The following is a 16,776-nucleotide window of genomic DNA, read 5'->3' as shown; positions in this document are numbered from 1 at the left end:
ATCAGGCAAAAATCCATGACAGCGACTGCGCAGCAGCTTGAATTTCTCAAAAACAGCATCAAAAGCATTCAGGATTATCCGAAGCCGGGCATCCTGTTCCGTGATGTCACCAGTTTGCTGGAAGACCCGAAAGCGTACGCTCTCAGCATTGAACTGCTGGTTGAACGCTACAAAGACGCCGGGATCACGAAAGTAGTAGGTACAGAAGCGCGTGGCTTCCTGTTCGGCGCACCGGTTGCGTTAGGCCTGGGTGTTGGCTTTGTACCGGTACGTAAACCGCGTAAACTGCCGCGTGAAACGATCGCGGAAAGCTACGAACTGGAATACGGTACCGATCAGCTGGAGATCCACATCGATGCGATCCAGGCTGGCGATAAAGTCCTTGTGGTTGACGATCTGCTGGCGACCGGCGGCACCATCGAAGCAACCGTAAAACTGATCCGCCGTTTGGGTGGCGAAGTGACCGATGCAGCATTCATCATTAACCTGTTCGATCTGGGCGGTGAACAACGTCTGGAAAAACAGGGGCTGACCTGCTTTAGTCTGGTGCCATTCCCGGGGCATTAATTATCAGACTGCTTTATTTGTCATTTTAGCGCCGGGCAGTGCTCGTAATCCTCACGTACTCCGTGTACGTTCCGGTTACCGTGCGCTGTCCGTCACTAAGAGTCAGCCTCGCTGATTAGGTGAGGTTGTGATAGCATTCCCCCCTATTAATCCACCTCCAGCGTTTCAGAGCCTGCCAATGAGTTATCAGGTCTTAGCCCGTAAATGGCGACCCCAAACTTTTGCTGACGTCGTCGGCCAGGAGCATGTGCTGACCGCACTGGCGAACGGCTTATCCTCAGGACGCATCCATCATGCCTACCTGTTTTCCGGTACGCGTGGCGTCGGTAAAACCTCTATTGCCCGACTGCTGGCAAAAGGGCTGAATTGCGAAACAGGTGTCACGGCGACGCCCTGCGGCGTGTGCGATAGCTGTCGGGAAATCGAACAGGGGCGCTTTGTTGACTTAATCGAAATTGATGCGGCATCCCGCACCAAGGTCGAAGATACCCGTGACCTGTTGGATAACGTGCAGTACGCCCCCGCGCGTGGCCGTTTCAAGGTCTACCTTATTGACGAAGTGCACATGCTCTCGCGCCACAGCTTTAACGCGCTGTTGAAGACGCTTGAAGAGCCGCCTGAGCACGTCAAATTCTTGCTGGCGACGACCGATCCGCAAAAATTGCCGGTGACGATTCTGTCGCGTTGTCTGCAGTTTCATCTTAAAGCGCTGGACGTTGATCAAATCCGTCAGCAGCTTGAACACATTCTTGATGCCGAAAGTATTTCCCACGAACTGCGTGCGCTCCAGTTGCTGGCCCGCGCCGCAGACGGCAGCCTGCGTGATGCGCTGAGCCTTACCGATCAGGCAATTGCCAGCGGTGATGGGCAACTGACTGCGCAAGTTGTCAGCACGATGCTCGGGACGCTCAATGACGACCAGGCACTGGCGCTGATTGAAGCGCTTGTGGCTGCTGACGGCGAAAGGACGATGGCGCTGGTAAATGAGGCTGCCTCCCGTGGCGTCGAATGGGAAGCCCTGCTGGTGGAGATGCAAACGCTGATGCACCGCATCGCCATGATTCAGCTCAGCCCGGCGGCGCTCGGCAGTGATATGGCCCCCATTGAACAACGTATGCGGGAACTGGCGCGCATAGTGCCACCGGGCGATGTGCAGCTCTACTACCAGACGCTGCTCATTGGCCGCAAAGAGTTGCCGTATGCGCCGGACAGACGCATGGGTATGGAGATGACCCTGCTGCGTGCGCTGGCGTTTCATCCGCGTGAGCCTTTAACGGTGCCGGATGCGCCCCAGGCTTCTTTCGCGCCAGCCGCGCCTGCTGCGGTGTTGAATTCGGCGCAGGTTCCAGTGCAGGCGGCGCCATCGCAGCCGCAACAGCAGCCGCAACATGATGTCGCTCTGCCCGATGCCACCAGCCAGGTGCTGGCGGCCCGTCGCCAACTGCAGCGCGCTCAGGGAGCGGACAAAACAAAAAAGAGTGAACCGGCAGCCGCATCCCGCGCGCGGCCGGTGAACAATAGCGCGCTGGAGAGACTGGCGTCAGTCACCGAGCGCGTGCAGTCGCGCCCGGCAACGTCTTCGCATGAAGAGGCTACGGTAAAAAAAGAGGCCTACCGCTGGAAAGCGACAACCGTCACCGAAGAGGTGAAAGAGACGGTAGCCACGCCGAAGGCGCTAAAAAAAGCGCTTGAGCACGAAAAAACGCCGGAGTTGTCGAAGAAACTGGCCGAAGAGTCGCTTGAGCGTGATGCCTGGGCGGCGGAAATCAGCCAGCTCACCCTGCCAAAACTGGTTGAACAGGTGGCGCTCAACGCCTGGAAAGAGCAGGATGAGAGCCGAATTTGCCTGCATTTACGTTCTGCTCAGCGGCACCTGAATTCGCCGTCTGCGCAAAAAACGCTGGCGGACGCGCTTTCGGCATTACATGGCAACACGGTTGAATTGACTATCATTGAAGATGATAATCCGGCGGTGCGCACGCCACTGGAATGGCGTCAGGCCATATATGAAGAGAAACTTGCGCAGGCGCGTGAGGCGATTATTACGGATAACAACATTCAGACACTGCAACGCTTCTTCGATGCGGATCTGGATGAAGAGAGTATTCGTCCCATTTGATGGTAAGCTGGCTTGCTGTCAACCTTAACTATGACTTACTGAGAGAAGAGCCTATGTTTGGTGGAAAAGGCGGTCTGGGTAACCTGATGAAACAGGCCCAGCAGATGCAAGAAAAAATGCAGCAGATGCAGGAAGAAATCGCAAAGCTGGAAGTGACCGGTGAGTCTGGTGCTGGCCTGGTAAAAGTGACTATTAACGGTGCGCATAACTGCCGCCGCGTAGAGATCGATCCGAGCCTGCTGGAAGACGATAAAGACATGCTGGAAGATCTGGTGGCTGCGGCGTTCAACGACGCTGCGCGCCGCATTGAAGAAACCCAGAAAGAGAAAATGGCTTCTGTTTCCTCCGGTATGCAACTGCCGCCGGGCTTCAAGATGCCGTTCTGATGCAGACCAGTCCGCTGTTAACGCAGCTTATGGAAGCGTTGCGCTGCCTGCCGGGCGTTGGCCCGAAATCGGCGCAGCGCATGGCGTTTACGCTATTGCAACGTGACCGCAGCGGTGGAATGCGCCTGGCGCAGGCATTGACCCGCGCCATGTCGGAAATCGGCCATTGCGCCGATTGCCGCACCTTTACCGAGCAGGAGATCTGCAATATTTGCAGCAATCCGCGCCGTCAGGAAAATGGTCAAATCTGTGTGGTGGAGAGTCCTGCGGATATCTACGCCATTGAGCAGACCGGCCAGTTTTCCGGACGCTATTTCGTGTTGATGGGCCACCTGTCGCCGCTCGATGGTATCGGGCCGGACGATATTGGCCTCGATCGACTGGAGCAGCGTCTGCAGGCGGAATCGATGCAAGAGGTGATTCTCGCCACCAACCCGACGGTAGAAGGTGAGGCAACCGCCAACTATATTGCTGAGCTTTGCGCGCAATATGGGGTGGAAGCCAGTCGTATTGCTCACGGCGTTCCCGTTGGCGGTGAGCTGGAAATGGTTGACGGTACCACGCTGTCCCATTCGCTTGCGGGTCGCCACAAGATTAAATTCTGACCAAACGGAGGCTGCGACACGTGGCCTCCGCTTGAAAAAATCCTTCTCAATCCCCATCTCACCCTCATCATTTCAATAGCCTGTACATTCGCGGCGCGAAGAATGACGGCTATTACTTTTTAATGGCATTGTTGAGGTCGACTTACATGAAAGGACAAGAAACCCGCGGTTTCCAGTCAGAAGTAAAACAGCTTCTGCACCTGATGATCCATTCCCTGTATTCCAATAAAGAAATCTTCCTGCGTGAGCTTATCTCCAACGCCTCGGATGCGGCGGATAAACTGCGTTTTCGCGCGTTGTCCAAACCGGATCTGTACGAAGGCGATGGCGAACTGCGTGTGCGCGTCTCGTTTAATAAAGACAACCGCACACTGACCATTGCCGATAACGGTATCGGGATGAGCCGCGACGAGGTCATTGAGAACCTCGGCACGATTGCCAAGTCCGGCACCAAAGCATTTCTGGAATCGATGGGCTCCGATCAGGCGAAAGACAGCCAGTTGATTGGTCAGTTCGGGGTGGGCTTCTACTCTGCATTCATCGTTGCCGATAAAGTCACTGTACGCACCCGCGCAGCGGGCGAAAGTGCTGACAATGGCGTGTTCTGGGAATCTGCTGGCGAAGGTGAATATACCGTTGCCGACATCAACAAACCGGAGCGTGGTACTGAAATCACGCTGCATCTGCGCGAAGGCGAAGATGACTTCCTGAATGACTGGCGTGTGCGCTCGATCATCAGCAAATATTCCGATCATATTGCGCTGCCGGTGGAAATTGAGAAGCAGGAAGAGGTCGACGGCGAAACCGTGGTCTCCTGGGAAAAAATCAACAAAGCACAGGCGCTGTGGACCCGCAGTAAGTCGGAAATCAGCGACGACGAATATAAAGAGTTCTACAAACATATCGCTCATGACTTTACCGACCCGCTGGCCTGGAGCCATAACCGCGTGGAAGGCAAGCAAGAGTATACCAGCCTGCTGTTTATCCCTTCGCAGGCGCCATGGGATATGTGGAACCGCGACCATAAACATGGCCTGAAACTGTACGTACAGCGCGTCTTTATCATGGACGACGCCGAACAGTTTATGCCGAACTACCTGCGCTTCGTGCGCGGTCTGATAGATTCCAACGATCTGCCGCTGAACGTTTCCCGCGAAATTCTGCAGGACAGCACCGTTACCCGTAATCTGCGTAATGCGCTGACCAAACGCGCCCTGCAGATGCTCGATAAGCTGGCGAAAGATGACGCGGAAAAATACCAGAGCTTCTGGAAACAGTTCGGCCTGGCGCTGAAAGAAGGCCCGGCGGAAGACAATGCCAACCAGGAAGCGATTGCCAAACTGCTGCGTTTTGCTTCTACCCACACGGACTCTTCCGAACAGACCGTATCGCTGGACGATTACCTCTCGCGCATGAAAGAAGGGCAGGAGAAAATCTATTTTATCACTGCCGACAGCTACGCGGCGGCGAAGAGCAGCCCGCATCTGGAACTGCTGCGTAAGAAAGGTATCGAAGTTCTGCTGCTCTCCGATCGTATCGACGAATGGATGATGAGCTATCTGACCGAGTTCAGCGGTAAGCCGTTCCAGTCGGTCTCTAAAGCTGACGAGTCGCTGGATAAACTGGCTGATGAAGTGGACGAAACCACCAAAGAAGCAGAAAAAGCGCTGGAGCCGTTTGTTGAGCGCGTTAAAACCCTGCTGGGCGAACGCGTGAAAGAGGTACGACTGACGCATCGTCTGACCGATACCCCGGCGATTGTCACCACCGATAACGACGAAATGAGCACGCAGATGGCGAAACTGTTTGCTGCTGCGGGCCAGAGCGTGCCGGAAGTTAAGTACATCTTTGAACTGAACCCGGATCATCCGCTGGTGAAACGCACCGCCGATACTCAGGATGAGACGAAGTTTGGCGAATGGGTCGAACTGCTGTTGGATCAGGCGCTGTTCGCGGAACGCGGCACGCTGGAAGATCCAAACCTATTTATTAAGCGTTTGAATACCTTGTTAATGTCGTAAATCCACCGTTATCCTCTCCCCGCAGGGGAGAGGATATGGCACCGCGCACTTTTTTCTCCTTCGTTCCCCCGGAAGAGGACTGTTGCGGGGAGGATTGCCGCATTTTTTAAACATTCTTTCCCACTAACCGTTTCAGCCCCGTAGCCTTCCTTGAGCCATACTCATTCTGGTGGTATCGTTTAGCGCTTTTTTGAAAAATTGAATCGACATTTGAGGGGATTTCCGCAATGCGTATTATTCTGCTTGGCGCTCCAGGCGCGGGTAAAGGAACTCAGGCACAGTTCATTATGGAGAAATACGGTATTCCGCAAATCTCCACGGGCGATATGCTCCGCGCCGCTGTGAAATCTGGCAGCGAACTGGGCAAGCAAGCAAAAGACATCATGGATGCCGGTAAACTGGTGACTGACGAACTGGTTATCGCCCTGGTGAAAGAGCGTATTGCACAGGAAGACTGCCGCAATGGTTTCCTGCTCGATGGCTTCCCACGCACCATCCCGCAGGCTGATGCAATGAAAGAAGCCGGTATCAAAGTCGATTACGTCCTGGAATTTGACGTACCGGACGAGCTGATCGTTGACCGTATCGTAGGTCGTCGCGTACACGCCGCTTCTGGCCGTGTTTACCACGTTAAATTCAATCCGCCGAAAGTGGAAGGCAAAGACGACGTGACCGGCGAAGAGCTGACCACCCGTAAAGATGACCAGGAAGAGACTGTCCGTAAGCGTCTGGTGGAATACCATCAGATGACTGCGCCGTTGATCGGTTACTACTCCAAAGAAGCGCAGGCGGGTAACACCAAATACGCGAAAGTTGACGGCACCAAAGCCGTGGCTGACGTGCGCGCAGAGCTGGAAAAAATCCTCGGCTAATCGCCTCTATCCCCGGTGTTCGCCGGGGATAATCTTCCAATCGCTGTGATTGGTTTCGTTTACGCGCTTTTCAGTTACAATCATTAGCCAGTTCAATGGTTAAGAGGCGCGAATGAGTCAGACGAAAGCAGGTATTCTGCTGGCCAATCTTGGTACCCCCGAAGCACCCACTCCCGAGGCCGTTAAGCGCTATCTGCGGCAATTCTTAAGCGACCAGCGCGTCGTCGATACGTCCCGTTTACTATGGTGGCCTTTGCTGCGTGGCGTCATTCTGCCTATTCGCTCTCCGCGCGTCGCAAAGCTCTATCAATCCGTGTGGATGGAAGAGGGCTCGCCGCTGATGGTCTACAGCCGCAGGCAGCAAGCCGCGCTGGCAGCCCGTCTTCCTGATGTCCCCGTTGCGCTGGGAATGAGTTACGGTTCGCCGTCGCTGGCGAGCGCGGTGGAGGAACTCCAGTCACAAGGCGTTGAACATATCGTCGTGCTGCCACTCTATCCGCAATACTCCTGTTCAACGGTGGCGGCGGTATGGGACGAACTGGCGCGTATCCTTGCCCCGAAACGCCATATTCCCGGCATCTCGTTTATTCGCGACTATGCGGATGACCCGGCATATATCAACGCGCTGGCAAATAGCGTGCGTGCCTCATTTGCCCGCCATGGCGAACCCGACTTGCTGCTGCTCTCTTATCACGGCATTCCGCAACGCTATGCGGATCAAGGTGACGATTACCCGCAGCGCTGCCGGGATACCACACGTGAGCTGGTTTCAGCCCTGGAACTGCCGCCAGAAAAAGTGATGATGACCTTCCAGTCGCGCTTTGGTCGCGAGCCCTGGCTAACGCCCTACACCGATGAGACCATGAAAATGCTCGGTGAGAAGGGCGTAAAACATATTCAGGTTATGAGCCCGGGTTTTGCCGCCGATTGCCTTGAGACACTCGAAGAGATCGCTGTGCAGAACCGTGAGTTTTTCCTCGAAGCGGGCGGCGAGAAATATGAATATATTCCTGCGCTTAATGATTCCCCGGATCACATCGAGATGATGGTCAGTCTCACGGAGAAATATCGCTAACGGCTGTTTTCGCAGAAAAATCGTGCGCCATCGCGTAGCGCACGATCTGCGGTCTCCATCATTCGTGAGTAATGCAGAAACGCGTGCAGCGTTCCCGGATACATTTGATAACGACAATGCGCGTTATGTTCCCGAATGATCGCGTAGAGGGTTTTGCTGTCATCAATTAAGGGATCATATTCGGCGCTGGCGATAAAACAGGGAGGGATAGCCTGCGTCAGTTCGTTGTTAAAGATGCAGTAGTAAGGTGATTCACGATCCTGTTCATCGCGCAGATAAGCCTGATCGTAACTTTGCAAATCTTTCCGGGTTAAACCATCCCAGGTGCCGCCATAGAGCCGGCGGCTACGTGAATCCTGTAAACCATAGAGGCCGTAATAGAGCAGCAGCGCTGTCATTTGCCCGCAGTCAATGTTGTTATCACGTATCCATAATGCGGTTGCCATCGCCAGCATGGCGCCAGCAGAGTCTCCTGCGAGACCGAAACGCTGCATATTCAGGTTAAAGGTGTGAGCGTGTTGCGCATAAAACTGGCATACCGCTACGGCTTCTTCTATGGCTTGAGGAAAGCGCGCCTCAGGTGAAAGCGTGTAATCGATCCCGACCACCGTACACTGTGTATAGTGCGCCAGTAGTCGCATGATACGATCGTGCGTATCGAGGTTGCCCAGCACAAAACCCCCATCGTGAAGATAAAAGAGCGTCGCCTGACTCTCTGGTTTTGGCGAGGCGTAAATGCGCGTACGAACGGTGCCATAGCGCGTGGGTACGTCAACATCTTTAGTCGGTATGTCTGGCCCTCCGGCGTTCCAGTAGAGCCGCTCTTCGTTATAGGCCCGGCGCTGGGTGGGATAATCATCGCCGTCTGGTTCGGGCTGCGGGTTTTCCTGTTGAAAGTGTAATACTTGCTGCATTTCAGCAGAGATACGCTCAAGGACGCGTATTTTATTCCCTTTATCCATGGTGTCCTCCGGTAAATAATCCTTCATTGTAAGGGGCAAGGTGACCTGAACCGGGATCTGCGTAGCCGATATTGAACATGTATGCGGTGTAATGCCGATCGCCAGGCGCGGGGAATGTGCTACCATTCTTCGCCCAATCCTCACCCGTAACGATGACCATGAAATTTCCCGGTAAACGTAAATCCAAACACTATTTTCCCGTTAACGCCCGCGATCCGTTATTGCAGCAAATTCAGCCAGAGAATGAAGTCAGTGCCTCCTGGGTGGTGGGTATTGACCAGACGCTGGTGGATATCGAAGCGAAAGTGGATGACGCGTTTATCGCCCGTTACGGTCTGAGCGCGGGTCACTCTCTGGTCATTGCAGACGATGTGGCCGAGGCGCTATATCAGGAACTGGTGCGCGAAAACCTGATTACCCATCAGTTTGCGGGCGGTACCATTGGCAATACCATGCACAACTACTCGGTACTGGCGGATGACCGCTCGGTCTTACTGGGGGTGATGTGCAGCAATATTGAGATTGGTAGCTACGCCTATCGTTACCTGTGCAATACCTCAAGCCGTACCGACCTGAACTATCTGCAAGGCGTAGACGGTGCAATAGGCCGCTGTTTTACCCTGATCAGCGAGTCGGGCGAGCGTACGTTCGCTATTAGCCCCGGTCATATGAATCAATTGCGTCCGGAAAGTATTCCTGAATCGGTCATCGCCGGTGCCTCCGCCCTGGTACTGACCTCTTACCTGGTGCGGTGTAATCCGGGTGAACCGATGCCGGAAGCTACCATGCAGGCCGTGGCTTACGCCAAAAAGCATAACGTGCCGGTGGTGCTGACGCTCGGCACGAAATATGTGATTGCTGATAACCCCCAGTGGTGGCAAAACTTCCTGAAAGAGCATGTCTCCATTCTGGCGATGAATGAAGAAGAGGCGCAGGCGTTGACCGGAGAAAGCGATCCGCTGCTGGCTTCGGATAAGGCGCTGGATTGGGTCGATCTGGTGCTTTGCACCGCAGGTCCGGTGGGGCTGTATATGGCCGGCTTTACCGAAGATGAAGCGAAACGCAAGACGCAGCATCCTTTATTGCCAGGGGCGATTGCTGAGTTTAATCAGTATGAATTTAGCCGCGCGATGCGCCATAAAGATTGCCAGCAGCCGCTGCGCATTTATTCACATATTGCCCCGTACATGGGCGGCCCGGAAAAAATCATGAATACCAACGGGGCGGGAGATGGCGCGCTGGCGGCATTGTTGCATGATATCACCGCCAACAATTACCACCGTATCAATGTGCCAAATTCCAGTAAGCACCAGTTTACCTGGCTGACTTACTCGTCGCTGGCGCAGGTCTGTAAATATGCCAACCGTGTGAGCTATCAGGTATTGAACCAGCATGCGCCGCGTTTGTCCCGCGGGCTGCCGGAGCGTGAAGACAGCCTGGAAGAGTCGTACTGGTCACGGTAGTTCTGTGCGAAGCCTTTTAATGGCTTCCCGGATGGCGCTGGCGCTTATCCGGGTTACCATTCGGAGGTGCGTGCGGGCTACGGTTTTTGCCCTTTCCCTGTGGGAGAGGGCGGGGTGAGGGCATCAGGCGGCCAGGCCTTTACCCGGTCATCGCTTCAACAACGGGGGGCTTCTCAATCAACGTCAGCATGGTGTTCGCAATCTCTCGCTCGCCCATCACCACCTGGTTTGCGCCACGTTCGACAATGTATTCCACCTCGTCGTCATAATGGGCGCGGGCGATAATCTCAATGTTCGGACACTTCTCGCGCGCCGTTGCGACAATCTCGCCCGCTTCATAGCCGTTCGGAATCGTCAGCAGCAACCAGCGGGCGCAATCCAGATGCGCGAGATTCATGATCTCCTCGTTGGCCGCATTCCCCAGCACGGCACGAATGCCACGCTCGCGCAGTTCATCCACGCGGGTGCGTGATGTCTCAATGACAACCAGCGGGATCCCCTGGGCCATCAGCTTCTCGCCTAACAGGCTGCCGACACGGCCAAAACCCACCAGCAGCGCGTGATTGCAAATATCCACCGGGATCTGCTTCTCGTCCTCAATGGCTTCTTCGAGGGTTTGCTCTTCCAGCGTTTCGGTTTTATCGAGATATTTTTCCAGCAGCGTGAACAGCACCGGGTTCAGCATAATGGAGAGGATTGCCCCTGCCAGTACCAGGTTTTGCCCTGCCTGCGGCAGTAAATCCAGCGCCATACCCAGCCCGGCGAGGATAAAAGCAAATTCACCAATTTGCGCCAGACTGGCGGCGATAGTCAGGGCCGTACGTGGCGAGTGACCGAACAGGCGAACCAGGAAAAAAGCGGCAACCGATTTACCGAAAATGATAATTGCCAGCGTGGCCAGCACCGCCAGTGGTTGATTAATCAGTACCATGGGGTCAAACAGCATGCCCACGGAAACAAAGAAGAGCACCGCGAAGGCATCACGCAACGGCAGGGTATCGTGTGCGGCGCGGTGGCTCAGTTCGGACTCGTTCAATACCATCCCGGCGAAAAATGCACCCAGTGCGAAGGAGACATCAAAAAGCTCGACAGCCCCGAAAGCGATACCGAGCGCCAGTGCCAGAACCGAAAGGGTAAAAAGTTCCCGAGAACCTGTTGCCGCGCTGCGCGCCATAATCCACGGCACCAGGCGGCGGCCCACCAGCATCATAATGGCGATAAAGGCGACCACTTTGCCGATGGTTATTCCCATATCGACGGCGAGCGTCGCCAGCCCCACGTTGCCTTTTTCCACCATTCCGGCAACGGCGGGTAACAGAACCAGCGTCAGGACCATCACAAGGTCTTCGACAATCAGCCAGCCGATGGCGATTTGCCCGCGCTGGCTATCAATTAACTGTCGTTCCTCAAGCGCACGTAGCAGCACCACGGTACTGGCGGTGGAAAGACACAGCCCAAACACTATGCCGGTCATCAGCGACCAGCCTAATGTTGCGGAGAGCGCCATACCCAGGAGCGTGGCGACGGCAATTTGCGCTATCGCTCCGGGAATGGCGATGGACTTTACCGCCATCAGATCCTTTAAAGAGAAATGCAGCCCCACGCCAAACATCAGCAGGATCACGCCCAGCTCCGCCAGTTCCGGCGCCAGCTTGGTATCGGCAACAAAACCTGGCGTAAAAGGTCCGGCCAGCACACCCGCTAACAGATAACCCACCAGAGGAGAAATTCGAAGTTTATTGGCAAGCATGCCGAGGATAAAAGCGAGAACAAGCCCGCCGACAATGGTGGTAATAAGCGGTGTGGCGTGATGCATTCCGTCTCCTTTCGTTGATGCGTGGATCCATTTTGGTTTATTAACCAAAACCCAGGTTACAGTTTATGACAATTTTAAGCATCGTGTTCATGAATAATCGTTGAATTCTGAAGAAAATGGCACGTTGGGCGAAATTAAACGGCAACCCGGTCATAGAGAGCAGAGATCCCGTTGTAAGTGCATGTTTGCCTGAGAAGTATGAGGCCAAAGCCAGACTTTGGCCGGAGGGAAATCACGCTTTATGGCGATTATCGGGCAGGAATATGGTCAATATCCCCAGTAAGGGCAGGTAAGCACAGATTTTATAGACCAGATCGATACTGGTATGGTCGGCAACGACCCCAAGTACTGCCGCTCCAAGCCCACCCATACCAAAGGCAAAACCAAAAAACAGCCCGGAAACCATACCGATACGCCCGGGAAGCAGCTCCTGAGCGTACACCAGGATGGCGGAAAACGCGGATGCCAGCACAAAGCCAATGATCACCGTCAATACACCCGTCCAGAACAAGGTTGCATAGGGTAAAAGCAGGGTAAAAGGCGCAACGCCAAGGATAGAGCCCCAAATCACATATTTTCGCCCGATCTTATCGCCGACAGGCCCGCCAATCACCGTGCCCGCCGCAACGGCGAACAAGAAGATAAACAGGTGAATCTGCGCATTCTGGACGGATAAATCGAACTTATGCATCAGATAAAAGGTGAAATAGCTGCTGATGCTCGCCATATAGAAATATTTCGAGAAAATCAGCACTAACAGGATGCACACTGCCAGAACCACTTTATTGCGCGGTAGTGGATTGATTACCGTCGCCGCTTTTTTCCCTTTGTTGACCCGGTGCTGTGCGGCATACCAGCGGCTCACCTGCGCCAGTACCACGATAGCCAGCAGCGCCGCGAGCACGAACCAGGCGACGTTACCTTTACCGTAAGGGGCAATGATAATGGCCGCCAGCAGAGGGCCAAGCGAGCTACCGAAATTCCCGCCTACCTGAAAGATAGATTGTGCCAGTCCGTGACGTCCGCCAGAGGCCATACGCGCCACGCGAGAGGATTCCGGATGGAACACCGACGATCCCGTGCCCACAAGTGCGGCGGCAATCAGCACTGTTTCAAAACTGCCCGACAGCGCCAGCAGAACCAGGCCGCTGAGGGTAAAGCACATGCCGACAGGAAGCGACCAGGGCATCGGATGCTTATCCGTCCAGTAACCGACAATCGGCTGTAGCAATGATGACGACAACTGGAAGGTCAGGGTTATCATCCCAATCTGTAAAAATGAGAGGGAAAACTCATTTTGCAGCAGCGGGTAAATCGCCAGAATCAGCGACTGGATCATGTCGTTAAGCAGATGGGAAACGCTAATCGCACCAAGGATGCCAAAGGCGGTGCGCGCCTTAGGAACTGCCCCGGAAGACGGGGGCAGTGGCTGAGGAGTTTCACTGATTGCCATAAATACTCTGTCAGGTTGAGCGATGTAAGAATTGTCAGAACTGAAATAGTTATCTGGCTAACATACCTGCGGATAAGGTTTGAAGGAAGTCGCAATTCTGAAAACTTATTTGTCTATTCTTTCAGAGCACAGTACTTTTGCGTTTGTTAATGAATCAGGGAGAGAAGCATGAAATTGTTAAAAAAGAGCATGGTGCTGGCGCTGCTGGCCGCCTTTACTCTGGCAAGTGGTTCGGCTCAGGCTTATGAGCAGGACAAAACCTATAAGATAACCATCCTCCATACCAACGATCATCACGGTCACTTCTGGCGCAACGATTATGGCGAGTACGGCCTCTCAGCACAAAAAACACTGGTGGACGGGATTCGCAAAGAGGTGGCGGCTGAAGGTGGCAGCGTCCTGTTGCTCTCTGGCGGCGACATCAATACCGGCGTGCCGGAGTCCGATCTGCAGGACGCAGAACCTGACTTTCGCGGCATGAACCTGATTGGCTACGACGCAATGGCGGTGGGCAATCACGAGTTTGATAACCCGATGAGCGTGCTGCGCCAGCAGGAAAAGTGGGCCAAATTCCCGTTCCTTTCCGCCAATATCTATCAGAAAAGCACCGGTGAGCGTCTTTTTAAACCGTGGATGATTTTTGACAGGCAAGGGCTGAAAATCGCCGTCATCGGTTTAACCACCGATGACACGGCAAAAATCGGCAACCCCGAGTATTTTACCGATATCGAGTTCCGCAAACCGGCGGACGAAGCAAAGCTGGTGATTGAAGAGCTGCAACAAACCCAGAAGCCGGATGTGATCCTTGCCACCACCCACATGGGGCACTATGACAATGGTGAGCACGGTTCCAATGCGCCGGGCGATGTGGAAATGGCGCGCAGTCTGCCTGCCGGGTCGCTGGCGATGATTGTGGGCGGTCACTCACAAGACCCGGTGTGCATGGCGTCGGAAAACAAAAAGCAGGTGAATTACGTACCGGGTACGCCCTGTGCGCCGGATAAGCAGAATGGTATCTGGATTGTTCAGGCCCACGAATGGGGCAAGTACGTAGGACGTGCGGACTTTGAGTTTCGTAATGGCGAAATGAAGTTGGTGAACTATCAACTGATTCCGGTGAACCTCAAGAAGAAAGTCACCTACGATAACGGCAAAAGTGAGCGCGTACTCTTTACCCCGGAAATTCAGGAAAACCAGCAAATGCTCTCCCTGCTGACGCCGTTCCAGAATAAAGGTAAAGCGCAGCTCGAGGTTAAAATCGGCAATACCAACGGCCACCTCGAAGGTGACCGCAGTAAAGTCCGCTTTGTACAGACCAATCTGGCGCGTCTGATTCTGGCCGGGCAGATGGCGCGTACCAATGCCGACCTGGCGGTAATGAGCGGCGGCGGTGTGCGTGATTCCATTGAAGAGGGTGCTATTACCTATAAAGATGTGCTGAAAGTACAGCCTTTTGGCAACACCCTGGTCTATGCGGATATGAGCGGTAAAGAGCTGACGGACTATCTCACTGCTGTGGCGAAAATGAAGCCGGACTCCGGTGCTTATCCGCAGTTTGCCAATGTCGGGTTCGTGGCGAAGAACGGCGTACTGAGCGACCTGAAAATCAAAGGTGAGGCTATAGACCCGGCGAAAACCTACCGTCTGGCAACGTTAAGCTTTAACGCCACCGGTGGTGACGGCTATCCGCGCATTGATAATAAACCGGGTTATGTCAATACCGGCTTTATTGATGCCGAGGTGCTTAAGCAATTTATTGAGCAGAACTCGCCGCTCGATGCGAATGCTTACGAGCCGAAGGGTGAGGTGAGCTGGCAGTAACACTCAAGTCGATCCTCTTGTCCTGTTCCCTCTCCTCTTTGGGGAGAGGGCCAGGGTGAGGGGAAAACCTGCGCTGAGCGGTTAATCCCGGCGGGCGATATCGGCAAACTTCGCGTCCAGCATTTTTGCCAGATCGCTCGCCGCCAGTTCAATATCCAGCCCGCGTTTGCCGCCGGAGACAAAAATAGTGGCGAATGTCTGTGAAGGGGCGTCAATCAGCGTGGGCAAACGTTTCTTTTGCCCCAGTGGGCTGATACCACCCACCAGATAACCGGTTGTGCGCTGTGCCACCATCGGGTCGGCCATATCCACTTTCTTCGCGCCCAATGCTTTCGCGACCTTTTTCAGATCCAGTTGCCCGGCAACCGGCGTCACCGCAACGGCCAAATGCTTCATATCGCCATTGACCGCAACCAGCAGCGTTTTGTACACCTGATCGGCATTCAGACCGAGCTTGCGGACCACCTCGTCTCCAAAGTTTGTCTCGTTCGGATCGTGGTCATAGGTGTGTATCTGGAAAGGAACCTTGTTTTTTTCTAATAACTTAACGGCGGGAGTCATAGCAATCCTTCAAACCACAGTAATTTCATGCAGCCAGCTTACGCCCGATTTATCACGCAAAAATAGTACTATCTTGCGCAATAGTATTGGCAGTGACGAAAAGTTTGAGCGACAATCCGCTAGTCCGAAGCACGAGCTTCGGTATAACTATAAAAACTGAAATTCCTCTTTGACGGGCCAATAATCTTATTGGCCATTTTTTTGCGCTAACAGCGACGGCAAATTCCCTTCACCATACAGATGCAGCGCACCTGCGGCGACCACATAACGCCCCGGCGGTAACGCCAGCAGCCGTTCACACCAGGCACGGTTACGCTGATGCATCAGCACATCATGCAGCGACTGACTGAACGTCGACGGTAGCGACAGCGGCTCACTGGTGGGGGGCGAGTCCAGCCACCAGCTTATCATCACCTGCAGCAGCCGCGCATTTTCACGCCAGTGGGTCAGCGTATCCTGTAACAGTTCAAGACCGCCATCCGCCAGTTGACGCAAAATTGCGACCTGGTTCTCCGTCCCTTCCAATTCAATCACCGGCGTTGCGAACTGACGCGCCGCCTGTAGCAACTGATAATCGATGCCGTAGTCGGGGCGAAGGCCCAGCCTCTGTGCCTGCATGGCTTGTAAGACCAGCGCAATATGCCAGGCGGGACATGTTTCAAACTCATCCTGCGACAGATCAAGACCTTCGATGGTTTCTCTTAACTGGGTGAGAAGCGCTGGGCTCAGGCGTTCGGCCAGGGGCGGGCTATCGGGGATATCGACAAAGGGTGAACCGCTGCTGGCGACATCGGCTTCGACAATCAGCGCATCGGCTTTGCGCAGTTTTTGCAGCAGCTGGGCGGGCAGGGGGGACATCCCCTGGGTACCCATATGGATGCTGCCAATCAGATGCAGATGGCGATTGCCCGACAGCGTAATATCCACCGCGGGCCATGGGTAACGGCGCGTGCGAAAAAAGCTTTTTAACCAGTCAAACAGGCCCATACGCGCTTCCTGAAATGAAAAGGCCATGCTAGCGCGTAGGGGAGAAAGGTGCAATTGCCCCGCCGGAT

Annotated in this window: 14 protein-coding genes and 1 other annotated feature; of the genes, 9 read left to right on the top strand and 5 right to left on the bottom strand. The window is 54.4% G+C overall.

The annotated features are described in order from the left end of the window. Nucleotides 1-15: 15 nt before the first annotated feature. From apt to hemH, 7 genes are all read left to right on the top strand, one after another. Nucleotides 16-567: an adenine phosphoribosyltransferase gene (gene apt, locus ACS0RQ_RS21330; RefSeq protein WP_047371543.1), complete on the top strand. Its 552-nt coding sequence runs from the start codon at nt 16-18 to the stop codon at nt 565-567. 178 nt (nt 568-745) lie between these two features. Further along, a complete protein-coding gene (gene dnaX, locus ACS0RQ_RS21325) occupies nt 746-2,686 on the top strand; it encodes a DNA polymerase III subunit gamma/tau (protein ID WP_271850335.1) in 1,941 nt (646 codons plus the stop codon). Further along, nucleotides 2,019-2,083: a sequence feature (DnaX frameshifting element), on the top strand. Its footprint overlaps the gene before it by 65 nt. A gap of 53 nt (nt 2,687-2,739) precedes the next feature. Further along, nucleotides 2,740-3,072 carry a YbaB/EbfC family nucleoid-associated protein gene (locus ACS0RQ_RS21320; protein WP_041852682.1) on the top strand — a complete coding sequence of 111 codons (333 nt, stop codon included), beginning with the start codon at nt 2,740-2,742 and terminating at the stop codon, nt 3,070-3,072. After that, the gene (gene recR, locus ACS0RQ_RS21315) at nt 3,072-3,677 is read left to right on the top strand and encodes a recombination mediator RecR (protein ID WP_193795314.1); all 606 of its coding nucleotides are present in this window, start codon (nt 3,072-3,074) and stop codon (nt 3,675-3,677) included. The genes ACS0RQ_RS21320 and recR overlap by 1 nt, the downstream gene beginning before the upstream one ends. A 146-nt stretch (nt 3,678-3,823) precedes the next feature. Further along, entirely contained in the window at nt 3,824-5,698 is a 1,875-nt protein-coding gene (htpG, locus tag ACS0RQ_RS21310) for a molecular chaperone HtpG (protein ID WP_271850334.1), read from the top strand. Nucleotides 5,699-5,925: 227 nt separating this feature from the next. Further along, a complete protein-coding gene (gene adk / locus ACS0RQ_RS21305; protein ID WP_041852454.1) occupies nt 5,926-6,570 on the top strand; it encodes an adenylate kinase in 645 nt (214 codons plus the stop codon). 112 nt (nt 6,571-6,682) lie between these two features. Further along, nucleotides 6,683-7,645 (top strand): ferrochelatase, encoded by a 963-nt coding sequence (gene hemH / locus ACS0RQ_RS21300; protein WP_041852453.1) that lies wholly within the window; start codon nt 6,683-6,685, stop codon nt 7,643-7,645. Here the strand turns inward: hemH and aes are convergent. Then, nucleotides 7,642-8,607 (bottom strand): acetyl esterase, encoded by a 966-nt coding sequence (gene aes / locus ACS0RQ_RS21295; RefSeq protein WP_271850333.1) that lies wholly within the window; start codon nt 8,605-8,607, stop codon nt 7,642-7,644. The genes hemH and aes overlap by 4 nt on opposite strands. 158 nt (nt 8,608-8,765) lie before the next feature. Between aes and ACS0RQ_RS21290 the strand changes: the two genes are divergently transcribed. Then, complete coding sequence (locus ACS0RQ_RS21290) at nt 8,766-10,070, top strand: inosine/guanosine kinase (protein WP_041852681.1); 1,305 nt, start codon at nt 8,766-8,768, stop codon at nt 10,068-10,070. 139 nt (nt 10,071-10,209) lie between these two features. On the opposite strand, the gene ybaL is transcribed toward ACS0RQ_RS21290, so the two are convergent. Together ybaL and ACS0RQ_RS21280 are read right to left on the bottom strand one after the other, a co-directional pair. Then, nucleotides 10,210-11,886: a YbaL family putative K(+) efflux transporter gene (gene ybaL / locus ACS0RQ_RS21285; protein WP_041852451.1), complete on the bottom strand. Its 1,677-nt coding sequence runs from the start codon at nt 11,884-11,886 to the stop codon at nt 10,210-10,212. A 232-nt stretch (nt 11,887-12,118) separates the two neighbouring features. Next, nucleotides 12,119-13,339: an MFS transporter gene (locus ACS0RQ_RS21280; RefSeq protein WP_334633771.1), complete on the bottom strand. Its 1,221-nt coding sequence runs from the start codon at nt 13,337-13,339 to the stop codon at nt 12,119-12,121. A gap of 168 nt (nt 13,340-13,507) precedes the next feature. Here ACS0RQ_RS21280 and ushA point away from each other — a divergent pair, with 168 nt between their 5' ends. Continuing rightward, nucleotides 13,508-15,160: a bifunctional UDP-sugar hydrolase/5'-nucleotidase UshA gene (gene ushA / locus ACS0RQ_RS21275; protein WP_041852449.1), complete on the top strand. Its 1,653-nt coding sequence runs from the start codon at nt 13,508-13,510 to the stop codon at nt 15,158-15,160. Nucleotides 15,161-15,241: 81 nt separating this feature from the next. Here ushA and ybaK read toward each other — a convergent pair whose 3' ends face one another. Both ybaK and ACS0RQ_RS21265 read right to left on the bottom strand, forming a co-directional pair. Beyond that, nucleotides 15,242-15,721, bottom strand: a complete 480-nt coding sequence (ybaK, locus tag ACS0RQ_RS21270) for a Cys-tRNA(Pro)/Cys-tRNA(Cys) deacylase YbaK (RefSeq protein WP_090082487.1) — start codon at nt 15,719-15,721, stop codon at nt 15,242-15,244. Between the two features lie 186 nt (nt 15,722-15,907). Further along, the gene (locus tag ACS0RQ_RS21265; protein WP_271850331.1) at nt 15,908-16,708 is read right to left on the bottom strand and encodes a TraB/GumN family protein; all 801 of its coding nucleotides are present in this window, start codon (nt 16,706-16,708) and stop codon (nt 15,908-15,910) included. Nucleotides 16,709-16,776: the final 68 nt, after the last annotated feature.

Source organism: Phytobacter diazotrophicus (genome assembly GCF_052061655.1).
GTDB lineage: Bacteria > Pseudomonadota > Gammaproteobacteria > Enterobacterales > Enterobacteriaceae > Phytobacter > Phytobacter diazotrophicus.
This window is presented reverse-complemented; position numbering and strand designations above follow the sequence as displayed.

Excerpts from the sequence above, each read along its gene's own strand:
- ACS0RQ_RS21265 (WP_271850331.1), bottom strand. The coding sequence starts at position 16,708 with ATGGGCCTGTTTGACTGGTTAAAAAGCTTTTTTCGCACGCGCCGTTAC.
- adk (WP_041852454.1), top strand. The coding sequence starts at position 5,926 with ATGCGTATTATTCTGCTTGGCGCTCCAGGCGCGGGTAAAGGAACTCAG.
- aes (WP_271850333.1), bottom strand. The coding sequence starts at position 8,607 with ATGGATAAAGGGAATAAAATACGCGTCCTTGAGCGTATCTCTGCTGAA.
- recR (WP_193795314.1), top strand. The coding sequence starts at position 3,072 with ATGCAGACCAGTCCGCTGTTAACGCAGCTTATGGAAGCGTTGCGCTGC.
- dnaX (WP_271850335.1), top strand. The coding sequence starts at position 746 with ATGAGTTATCAGGTCTTAGCCCGTAAATGGCGACCCCAAACTTTTGCT.
- ybaL (WP_041852451.1), bottom strand. The coding sequence starts at position 11,886 with ATGCATCACGCCACACCGCTTATTACCACCATTGTCGGCGGGCTTGTT.
- apt (WP_047371543.1), top strand. The coding sequence starts at position 16 with ATGACAGCGACTGCGCAGCAGCTTGAATTTCTCAAAAACAGCATCAAA.
- ACS0RQ_RS21320 (WP_041852682.1), top strand. The coding sequence starts at position 2,740 with ATGTTTGGTGGAAAAGGCGGTCTGGGTAACCTGATGAAACAGGCCCAG.
- hemH (WP_041852453.1), top strand. The coding sequence starts at position 6,683 with ATGAGTCAGACGAAAGCAGGTATTCTGCTGGCCAATCTTGGTACCCCC.
- htpG (WP_271850334.1), top strand. The coding sequence starts at position 3,824 with ATGAAAGGACAAGAAACCCGCGGTTTCCAGTCAGAAGTAAAACAGCTT.
- ACS0RQ_RS21290 (WP_041852681.1), top strand. The coding sequence starts at position 8,766 with ATGAAATTTCCCGGTAAACGTAAATCCAAACACTATTTTCCCGTTAAC.
- ybaK (WP_090082487.1), bottom strand. The coding sequence starts at position 15,721 with ATGACTCCCGCCGTTAAGTTATTAGAAAAAAACAAGGTTCCTTTCCAG.
- ushA (WP_041852449.1), top strand. The coding sequence starts at position 13,508 with ATGAAATTGTTAAAAAAGAGCATGGTGCTGGCGCTGCTGGCCGCCTTT.
- ACS0RQ_RS21280 (WP_334633771.1), bottom strand. The coding sequence starts at position 13,339 with ATGGCAATCAGTGAAACTCCTCAGCCACTGCCCCCGTCTTCCGGGGCA.